The sequence below is a fragment of the Tenacibaculum sp. 1B UA genome (genome assembly GCF_033978845.1).
Classification (GTDB): Bacteria; Bacteroidota; Bacteroidia; order Flavobacteriales; family Flavobacteriaceae; genus Polaribacter.
Window position 1 is genome coordinate 18,709 of record NZ_JAKVUA010000027.1, and the last position, 9,737, is coordinate 28,445.

Sequence of the window (9,737 nt, forward strand, 5' to 3'; positions counted from 1 at the left end):
AAGTTACAGGAGTTTTTTAATTTTATAACGATGGATTTATTCTCACAATTTGATAATACCCCTATAAACTTACTTCCGAAAGATGGAACGGTACACTACTACGGAATTGTTTTCTCAAAAAAGGAAGCAGACCATTATTACGAAGCTTTATTAAATTCTATTGAGTGGCGTAACGACGAAGCTATTATTTTTGGAAAACGAGTGGTAACCAAACGAAAAGTGGCTTGGTATGCCGAACAACCTTTTGAATACTCCTATTCCAATATTACTAAAACAGCGTTACCATTTACGAAAGAATTGTTAGCACTAAAAGAATTAGTTGAAAAGGAAACAGGTGAAACATATAATTCTTGTTTGCTGAATTTATACCACGATGGCTCAGAAGGAATGGCGTGGCATAGTGACGGAGAAAAAGACTTAAAAAAGAACGGAGCGATTACTTCATTGAGTTTTGGAGCAGAAAGACGTTTTGGTTTTAAACACAAACAGACCAAAGAAACGGTATATAAAGTATTAGAACACGGTTCGTTATTGGTAATGAAGGATGAAACCCAAACTCATTGGCTACACCGATTACCACCTACCAAAAAAGTCCACCGACCACGAGTGAATCTAACTTTTAGAACGATTGTTAGGTAGGTTTATCTATCTTGTTTTGGCTAATTGTTTTTATTATGGTTTAATTCCTATAAAAGGATTGTTTGTCTTTTCATAATTATCTACAGGAAAATACCTTTCTCTCATTCGTAATTTCTTTTCACCATTTTCAATTGTGTCTTTAAAATGTCTGACAAATAAAACTCCCATTATTGTGTCATTATCATAATTGAAATTAATTTCTAAAACATTACTATTTTCTTTTTCAAAGACCATTTTTTCTCTTTTATTATTAATTTTCTTAATCAAATTTAAACTTATAAAATCAATTTTTCCTTCTTTTATAGAGTCGTAATAATAAACTAATCTTCCACTATATGAATTTTCTTTTTTATCTAGTTCAATTTCATAAAATAGACTATTTAAAGTATCTATATTTCCATTTTTATATTGTACTTCGTTAAAAACTACAGTATCTTTTTCGTTTACGTAAGCACCTACGTCTCTTCTGTTGTTATTACCTAAATCGTATCGAAGAATTACTTTTTCAAACTTATATTTTCTTTCAGAGTTAATAGAGGTTTTATCAACTTTTTCTTCTTTTTTACATTGAATAAAAATGATAGAAATAAGTATAATGAAAAAAGATATTCTTTTCATAGTGTTTTTAAAATATTGCATAACGTAGTTTAAGGATATGATTTCGTTTTAATAATTAATTATATCGAACAATAGTGAATTTAGTGGTTTAAATTAAAAATCAATATAAATCATAATTCAAAAATTTACTCCACTTCCTTATAAAAAGTCAATTCATATTCTGGTAACAAATCAGGGTGTGTAATTTTTATCAAATCTTTTAATACTAAATCTGGGCGTACAGGAGAGAGTTCAAAGTAAATTAAACCACCAGTTTCTCCTTTGTTGTGTCCAATAGAAAATATCTTGTTATTAGAAAATGCATCAAATTCTTTGTAATGAATGTTTGCGGTAGTTAACTGTTCTTTGGTAGCATACAAGCCACAGTTAAACCAAAAATCAGCGTGTTGTCCTTTTTCCAATACACTTTCAAAACTTAGAGGTAAACTACCGGTTCCTTTCGTGTCTTTCCATAAGTAATTTAAGTTCGCATCGTTGTAAAACGTTGCAATAAAACTTTCACCCGCAGGAACATTCCAAACATCTTTAAACATGCTTCCAGATAAAATAGTAGGCTGTTTAGCGCTGTTTTGAGCTATTTTTTTTGCTTTTAAGTATTCTGCTTCTATGTTGGTAAAAATACTGTCTGCTTCCTTTTCTTTTCCGTATAAAGCACCAAAAAACTTAATCCATTCCGCTCTTCCTAAAGGTGTTTCTTCCAACCAATCTCCATTAAAAATGACAGGAATCCCTGTTTTTTTGATGTTTTGGTATAGTTTCGTATTTGGATGCAAAGCAAAACCAACAACGAGTTCAGGTTCAATATCAATCAACTTTTCAGTATTCATATCTTGTTCCAAGCCTAATTCAACAATGTTACCTTCGTCAATTCTATTTCTTGTTCTTTTTGAAGAAACATATTTGGTGTGCGGAAAACCAACAATAGTATTTTCAGCATTCAAAAGTTCCAACATCGGAATATGAGTAGTACTTGTAACGACCATTCTTTCAATAGGAACTTTAATTTCATTTTTAGAAAGGTTGGTTTTATCGGTAAGCGTATAAGAATATAGGTCGTGTGAGCTTTGAAAAGCCTTTTTGATCACTAATTTTTTTACTCCGTTTTCAGAAATTATATCAAAACCTTTGGCATATTTTACAGTGCTTTTGGCAGGTTTCTTTTCAGTAGTTTTTTTAGTTTCTTGCTTGCACTGTATGAACAGAAGGAATAAAGAAAAAATAAGTAAATAACGTTTCATAGTAAGATGTTTTTAGAAGTGGAAGGTTAGTATATCCCCATAGTTTAGTTTTAATTCAAATGATTTTTCCAACGGAATTTCATTCATATAAGCCCAAAGACTTCTCATTACACCAGCATGGGTAACAAGCACTATTTTTTGATGGTTTTTAGCTTTTAATTCGGTTAAAAAATCGATGGTTCTGTTGTGTAAATCGATGTAAGACTCTCCGTTTTTAGCAGGCGTTTTTACAAAATCATTCATCCAAATATCAAGTTCTTTTTTATCAATATCGTTCCATTTTTGGAGTTCCCAATCACCAAAATTGAGTTCTTTCAATCGGTTGTCAAAAATTACGTTAGCTGAAAGTTTTTCAGCCAAAAGCTTACAGCGTTGTAAGGGACTACTGTAATACGTTACATCAGCATCGTTGACAGGAACTTTTTTTAGAATATCGCTCACTTCTTCCTCAAAAGTAGTGGTAACCTCTATATCTGCTTGACCATAACATATACCTTTGGCAATATCAGGTGTGGTATGTCGTACTAAAATAACTTCCATAAGGCGAGTAGACTTAGATAAAAAACAATTTCAGCTACTTGTTGCAAAGCACCTGCGCAATCTCCTGTTTGACCTCCAATCCATTTTTTAAAGAAATGTCCCATATACAAATAGGTAAGTAATAAGGGGAGCAATACCAAAAATACTATTGGGTTTTGAAAGAAAAATAAGGGAGCTATTCCGAAAATAGCTGATATGAGTAGCGATTTACTACTCATTTGTTTGGTAGTTGGTTTTATTTTTGAGCTGTCAATATCTCTCACGTATTCATGTGTATACAACAATACAGTTGCGATAAATCGGCTAATACTGTGTCCTGAAATAATAACTAAAATTAAATTAACGGATAGGTTTTGTAAATGATATAGAGCTAAAAATTTTATAGCTAGGATAAAGACCAAACCACTAACTCCAAAAGTTCCAAGTCTGGAATCTTTCATAATGGTTAAAATCTTTTCTTTGGTCCATCCGCCACCAAAACCATCGCAAACATCGGCAAACCCATCTTCATGAAAAGCACCTGTAATCCAAATAGAACTAATCATGCTGATTACAATAGCAACATCCGTAGGAAAAATATAAGAAGAAGCGAAGTAGGCTAGTGCTGCAATGCTTCCAACTACAATTCCTACTAAAGAAAAATAACGACTGCTTTTGTTGAGTATTTCAGGAGAATGATCTACCCATTTTGGACACGGAATGCGTGTGAAAAACAATATAGCTGTTAAAAAATAATGGATTTGTCTTTTTATCATAACTAGGCTTCGCTAATATTGGCACTTTTAAAAGTAGCCATTTCGTTTAAAAAGTTCACACTCGATTGAATAATAGGAAAGGCAACCGCACAACCTGTTCCTTCACCTAAACGTAAACCTAAGTTTAAAAGTGGTTCAGCGTTTAAAAATTCTAACATTTTTTGATGTCCTTGTTCTCCTGAATTATGACAGAATATACAGTAATCTAAAATATCAGATTCCATTGCATGCCCTGCTAATAGGGCAGCAGTAACAATAAAACCATCAATAAGTAAAGTCATTTTTAAAGAAGCAGCTTCTAACATAGCACCACACATCATTACAATTTCAAATCCACCAAAAGTAGTTAAGGCTTCCATAGGTGTTGAAATAGAATCGGCGTGTAACTTATAGACTTCACATAATGTGTCGATTTTTGTTTGTAGTCCTTTGTCATCCACTCCAGTACCTCTACCTACACAGTTTTCAATAGGTGTATTGGTAAAATAACTCATTAACAAAGCCGCAGATGACGTATTGCTAATCCCCATTTCACCAAAACCAATAACATTGCAACCTTCACTATACACCTTTCTTACCAACTGTCTTCCTTTTTCCAAGGCTTCTTGGCATTGTTCTGAGGTCATAGCTTTGGTAGTACTATAATCTTGTGTTCCCTTTGCTATTTTGGCATTGGTAAGCTGTGGATGTGTTTTAAAATCAGCATTTACACCAGCATCTACAATGTTTAAATGAATGTTGTTTTGTTTACAAAACACATTAATGGCAGCACCTCCTTGCAAAAAGTTGAATACCATTTGCTGTGTAACTTCTTGAGGGTATGGACTCACCTTTCCCGTAGTAGCAATTCCATGATCCCCTGCAAAAATCACAATTGTAGGCTTTGATAACACAGGGCTCATGGTATTTTGAATTAATCCCACTTGCATGGCAATTTTTTCTAAATTGCCTAAAGCACCAATAGGCTTGGTTTTGAAGTTGATTTCTTCTTGAAGCTCGTTTTGTAGTTCTTTTGAAAGGGGAGTTATCGTTGTTGTCATGTGTTATTTTAAAGTTAAAGGAAGTCCAGATACCATAAAAGTAGCTTTATCGGCTAGTTTTGCTATGTGTTGGTTCGTCCAGCCTTGTAATTGTGTAAATTTCCTTCCAGATTCAGAATTAGCGTGTAATCCCATACCAATTTCATTAGAAATGATGATAATATTAGCGTCAATTTCAACCAATTTGTTGATTTCTTCTTTAGCAATTTTTAGCGCTTTTTCAATATCGTATTTTGTATCCACAAAGAAGTTTGTTAGCCATAATGTAACACAATCTATAACCACCGTTTGTTTTTCAGAAATTACCTTACTTAACCATTTTTCTTCCTCAACAGTGGTCCAGCGTTCATCTCTATCAGAAACATGTCTGTCAACTCGCTGCTGAAAATCTTCATCCCAAATACGAGAAGTAGCTAAGTAAATAGGAGTGTCAGATAAAGATTCGGCTAGCTTTTGAGCATAGCTACTTTTACCCGAACGTTCACCTCCTGAGATATAATATATCATGAAATCGCATTTTATGTTGACACAAAGATTGGAAAGATTTTTAATAAAAAGCAAATTAAAATAGATAACTGTTTATTTTTGCTGAACTAAAACAATGAATTATGACAGTATCTTCTTTTATGCCAGCAGTAACTCAAATGATTTATGATATGGGGTTACAAGATTATTTAAACGGAATTACTTTTGAGTGTCCAGAAGTAGCTTTAAAAGAAAAAGAAGTAGCTGTTCGATATAAGTTGGAAGGAAAAGTGTTAACGAGTAAAGAGATTACGGCTATTTTTTCTAAAACCAAGGCAGAAGGAAAGACATTGTATTATGTAGATGAACCTGTTTTAGAACGTTTAGCACCCGATATTGTTTTTACACAAGATGTTTGTGATGTTTGCCAGATAGACACAGAATCTGTGGCAAAATCAGCTTATAAATTGCCAAAGGTTCCAGAATTAATATCTATTACTCCAAACTCTTTAGAAGATGTTTTTGAGAATGCATTAACTATTGCAAAAGCAATGAAGCAGGAAGCAGTAGGAGAGGCGTATGTAAGTGGATTAAAAAAGCGTGTTTATGATATTGTTGATGTGCAACGTGAGCATAGAATCCAGTCGAAAAGTGTGATGTTATTAGAGTGGATTGATCCGTTGTTTAACTGCGGGCACTGGATTCCTCATCAAATAGGTTATGCAGGTGGAATTGATTTGTTATCGCATCCATCAGGAGATAGTATTGTAATTTCTTGGGATAAAATTGTAAAATACGATCCAGAGGTATTAATTATTGCTCCTTGCGGATATGGAATTGAGAGAACACTTGAAGATATGAAGTTTTTAGAAGAGAGAGAAGAGTGGACGTCTTTAAGAGCAGTAAAAAATAAACAAGTGTACATTGCCGATTTTGCCATGTTTACACAATCTTCAGCGGGTACTTTAGTAGAAGGAATTGAATGTTTGGCAAAAATGATTCATCCAGAGTATTATACGCTTCCAGAAAACTTACAAACAAAATTCGCAAATTATCATGATTTGATGGTTGCTAATTTATAAGAATACGATACATTTGCCGTGATTTTTGGTTTTTCTTTAATCACCTATTAAAGAAAATTAAAAGGGAATTCGGTGTAAAACCGAAGCTGTTCCCGCAACTGTAAGCTATTAAGCTTGTAACGATTACTCAAACCACTGTTTTTTAATGGGAAGGTATGTTACAAGACGCAAGCCAGGAGACCTGCCAATTATTATAATTAATTAAAACTTTCGGGATAAAAGTTTAATGTATAATGAAGGAAATAACAACAATATTCATACTGTTTTTTACGATTAATCTTTTTTCTCAAAAAGATACAATAGCTATTAACAAATTAAAAGAGGTAATAGTTAATGGGAAGAGAAATGTAGAAAAAAAACGCATTGCTACAAAAGAATTAAAGATTGGGGTGAAAGAACAGACAAAAAACCCTATTAACTTAACGAACCTTTTACGTTATAACAGTCCAATAGCTTTTAGAGATTATGGTAATGGAGGCGTAAGTACTGCACGTTTTAGAGGGACATCGGCTTCAAATACGTTGGTACTATGGAATGGAATTCCTATAAATGCTGTAGGAAGTGGACAAACAGACTTTAATGCACTTTCTGCGAGTATAAGTGATAATATTCTTGTGCAAAGTGGTGGGAATAGTACTGAATATGGTTCTGGTGCCATAGGAGGAACGGTACACTTAAAAGATGAAGTACTGTTTAAAGAACATCAAAAATTTCAATTGTTTACTTCTTATGGAAGTTACAATACATCGTCTAATTTTTTTAAAAGCTCAGTAGGAACAGATAAGTGGAGTGTAAAATTAGCTTCTACGTTTAATTATTCCGACAATGATTACACATATATCGATGAACGTTATAAAGATAGCGAAGGTAATTTACTAGCTAATGAAAATGGAAAGTACAAAAACTACGGAGTTAATTTTGTCATAGGTTATAAGTTTAGTCCTACAAACTCTTTATCGTTTTATTCGACTGCTTACTACGGAAATCGTTTGTTTTCTGATGGATTACCGAACCCGTCTGCTGGAAGTGAACGAAATGAAGATTTTAATCAAAGAAACTTACTACAGTGGAAGTATTCATTTTCTTCTCAGTTTAAACAAGAACTAAACTTAGCTTACCTAACGCAGGAATATAGGTATTACGGAAATAAAGATGCTGAAAATTACAGTTTTGGTAAGTCTAAGACTGCTTTATTAAATCACTCTTTAACTTATAAACCATCTAATGTTTTATCGTTTAATTATAAAACGATGTACGAAAACATTAATGGTGAAAATACAGATATTAATACCAAAACAAGAAATTCTGTAGCGTTTGTAGGAAGTGTTAAATATCAACCTACTGAAAAATTAATAACGAATTTACAAGTTAGAAAAGAAATTAATTCAGATTTTAATGTGCCTCTGTCTTTATTCGTAGGAGGAGAATATAGATTAATTAATCAATTAAACATTCTGGCCAACTTTTCAACAAATTATCGAGTTCCTACTTATAATGAAATGTATTGGCCTGTAGTAGGAAACCTAAACTTAATACCTGAAAGCTCAAAACAAGGAGAATTAGGAGTTTCTTTTAAAAATAAAAGCTTAAACATAACATCTACATTATTTTATATCTATATTAATGATAAAATTCTTTGGTTACCAACAGGGGGTAGTAATTTGTGGAGACCAAGAAACGTAAACGATGTAATAAATAAAGGTGTAGAAACTTTTGTAAGTTATAAGAAAGAGATAGGGGAGCATATTATTGATTTTTCTTCTAACTATACATTTACTTTGGCAGAAAACACAGAAACAAAAAAAACACTTCCTTATGCACCTGAGCATTTGTTAAATTTTAATATCAATTATAATTATAAAAGGTTTAATTTTTTTATACAAAGCTTACATCAAAGTAAGGTGTATACAAATGAAACAAACTTAGATTTTTACTCATTAGATCCAGTACATGTTCAAAATGCAGGAGTAACCTTTAATTTATCTACAAAACAAACAAAACTTCCAACATTAGGATTTACGCTAAATAATATATTTAATAAGGTGTATTATTTCTCAAACTTACGTCCTATGCCGGGAACAAATTTTAATATCAATTTAAATTATAAATTTTAAACCAATGAAAATAACAAAACTACTTTTACAGCTTTTTTTAGTAAGTATAGTTCTTACTTCTTGTTCTGGTGAAGACAAAATAGTTGAAGTATCAAGAGAAACATATGATAACGGTGTAATTATTAGCTCAGAAGGAAACTTTGGAGCTAAAGATGGTTCAATTTCTTTTTTAGATGATAATCTTAAAGAATTAGAAAACTTTGTTTATGCTGGAGTAAATGGAGCCTTATTAGGAGGATTAATACAGTCTATCGCCTTTACAGAGACAGAGGCTTATATTATTTTAAATGATGTGAACACTATAGTAGTTGTTGATAGAATAAGTTTTAAAAAGAAAGGACAAATTACAACAGGCTTAAACAATCCAAGATTCATGACTATTGTTAATGGAAAAGGATATGTGACCAACTGGGGTGAAACACAAATTGGAAATGATATTGATGATGATTTTATAACTGTTATTAATTTAAGCACATTAGAAGTTGATTCTAAAATAGATGTTGCGATAGGTCCAGAACAAATACTAAATAAAGATAATAAGTTGTATGTTTCACATAAAGGAGCTTATACTGTCAATAATATTATTTCAGTAATAGATTTAAAGGATAATAATAGTATTTCTACAATAACAGTTAAAGATGTTCCAGATGAAATAGCTTTTGATAGTAAAGGAAATTTAATCGTTTTGTCTGAAGGAATTAAGACATACCAGGGAACAGAATCAGTTGGGGCAATTTCAAAAGTGAACTTGGCTGATAAGAGTGTGTTTGAAATAGGTACTTTTCCTCAAGGAGTACATCCTGATTTAATGGCTATAGATGGGGATGTTATTTATTATAGTGTCGGAGCAAAATTGTACAAAGTAGGAGTAAACGATTCTAGTTTACCCGCGTCTGAAATCATAACAGTCGATTTATTTACAGAAGAATCTAAAGGAACTTACATCTTATTTTATGGAATGGGTGTAAAAGAAGGTAAGTTATATGCTTTAAATACTAGTTTTATTAGTACTAGTGAAGTACAGGTTTTTGATTTATCAAATAACGCAAAAATTAAAACTTTCGAAGTTGGTATAGGAGCTTCAAAAATTTATTTTAATTAAGTCGTCCCCCAATAGACAGGGAAAAATGCTATGAATAAGCTCACCAATTTGGTGAGCTTATTTTTTTATTATGTCTCGTCCTAAAATAAGTTGACACAATTTAGACTTATTTTATGAAAAACAATGTATCCAAGAAGAAACGCA

General features: G+C 32.1%; 10 protein-coding genes and 1 riboswitch. Of the genes, 4 read left to right on the forward strand and 6 right to left on the reverse strand.

Annotated elements, in window-relative coordinates; all coding sequences use genetic code 11:
• The first annotated feature begins 30 nt into the window (after window positions 1-30).
• The gene (locus MK851_RS14825; RefSeq protein ID WP_320244689.1) at window positions 31-639 is read left to right on the forward strand and encodes an alpha-ketoglutarate-dependent dioxygenase AlkB; all 609 of its coding nucleotides are present in this window, start codon (window positions 31-33) and stop codon (window positions 637-639) included.
• Window positions 640-672: 33 nt separating this feature from the next.
• On the opposite strand, the gene MK851_RS14830 is transcribed toward MK851_RS14825, so the two are convergent.
• The 6 genes from MK851_RS14830 to MK851_RS14855 form a co-directional block, all read right to left on the reverse strand.
• Window positions 673-1,257 carry a hypothetical protein gene (locus MK851_RS14830; RefSeq protein WP_320244692.1) on the reverse strand — a complete coding sequence of 195 codons (585 nt, stop codon included), beginning with the start codon at window positions 1,255-1,257 and terminating at the stop codon, window positions 673-675.
• Between the two features lie 125 nt (window positions 1,258-1,382).
• Window positions 1,383-2,495 (reverse strand): ABC transporter substrate-binding protein, encoded by a 1,113-nt coding sequence (locus tag MK851_RS14835; protein WP_320244695.1) that lies wholly within the window; start codon window positions 2,493-2,495, stop codon window positions 1,383-1,385.
• Between the two features lie 12 nt (window positions 2,496-2,507).
• On the reverse strand, window positions 2,508-3,035 hold the full coding sequence (gene cobC / locus MK851_RS14840; RefSeq protein ID WP_320244697.1) for an alpha-ribazole phosphatase: 528 nt from the start codon (window positions 3,033-3,035) through the stop codon (window positions 2,508-2,510).
• The gene (locus MK851_RS14845) at window positions 3,020-3,790 is read right to left on the reverse strand and encodes an adenosylcobinamide-GDP ribazoletransferase (protein WP_320244699.1); all 771 of its coding nucleotides are present in this window, start codon (window positions 3,788-3,790) and stop codon (window positions 3,020-3,022) included. The genes cobC and MK851_RS14845 overlap by 16 nt, the downstream gene beginning before the upstream one ends.
• Before the next feature lie 2 nt (window positions 3,791-3,792).
• Window positions 3,793-4,830 (reverse strand): nicotinate-nucleotide--dimethylbenzimidazole phosphoribosyltransferase, encoded by a 1,038-nt coding sequence (cobT, locus tag MK851_RS14850; RefSeq protein WP_320244702.1) that lies wholly within the window; start codon window positions 4,828-4,830, stop codon window positions 3,793-3,795.
• A gap of 3 nt (window positions 4,831-4,833) precedes the next feature.
• A complete protein-coding gene (locus MK851_RS14855; protein WP_320244704.1) occupies window positions 4,834-5,337 on the reverse strand; it encodes a bifunctional adenosylcobinamide kinase/adenosylcobinamide-phosphate guanylyltransferase in 504 nt (167 codons plus the stop codon).
• Window positions 5,338-5,438: 101 nt separating this feature from the next.
• On the opposite strand from MK851_RS14855, the gene MK851_RS14860 reads away from it, so the two are divergent.
• From MK851_RS14860 to MK851_RS14870, 3 genes are all read left to right on the forward strand, one after another.
• Entirely contained in the window at window positions 5,439-6,377 is a 939-nt protein-coding gene (locus MK851_RS14860) for an ABC transporter substrate-binding protein (RefSeq protein ID WP_320244705.1), read from the forward strand.
• A gap of 9 nt (window positions 6,378-6,386) precedes the next feature.
• A riboswitch (cobalamin riboswitch) is annotated at window positions 6,387-6,581 on the forward strand.
• Window positions 6,582-6,610: 29 nt separating this feature from the next.
• Window positions 6,611-8,491: a TonB-dependent receptor plug domain-containing protein gene (locus MK851_RS14865; RefSeq protein WP_320244708.1), complete on the forward strand. Its 1,881-nt coding sequence runs from the start codon at window positions 6,611-6,613 to the stop codon at window positions 8,489-8,491.
• Between the two features lie 4 nt (window positions 8,492-8,495).
• The gene (locus MK851_RS14870) at window positions 8,496-9,593 is read left to right on the forward strand and encodes a DUF5074 domain-containing protein (RefSeq protein WP_320244710.1); all 1,098 of its coding nucleotides are present in this window, start codon (window positions 8,496-8,498) and stop codon (window positions 9,591-9,593) included.
• Window positions 9,594-9,737: the final 144 nt, after the last annotated feature.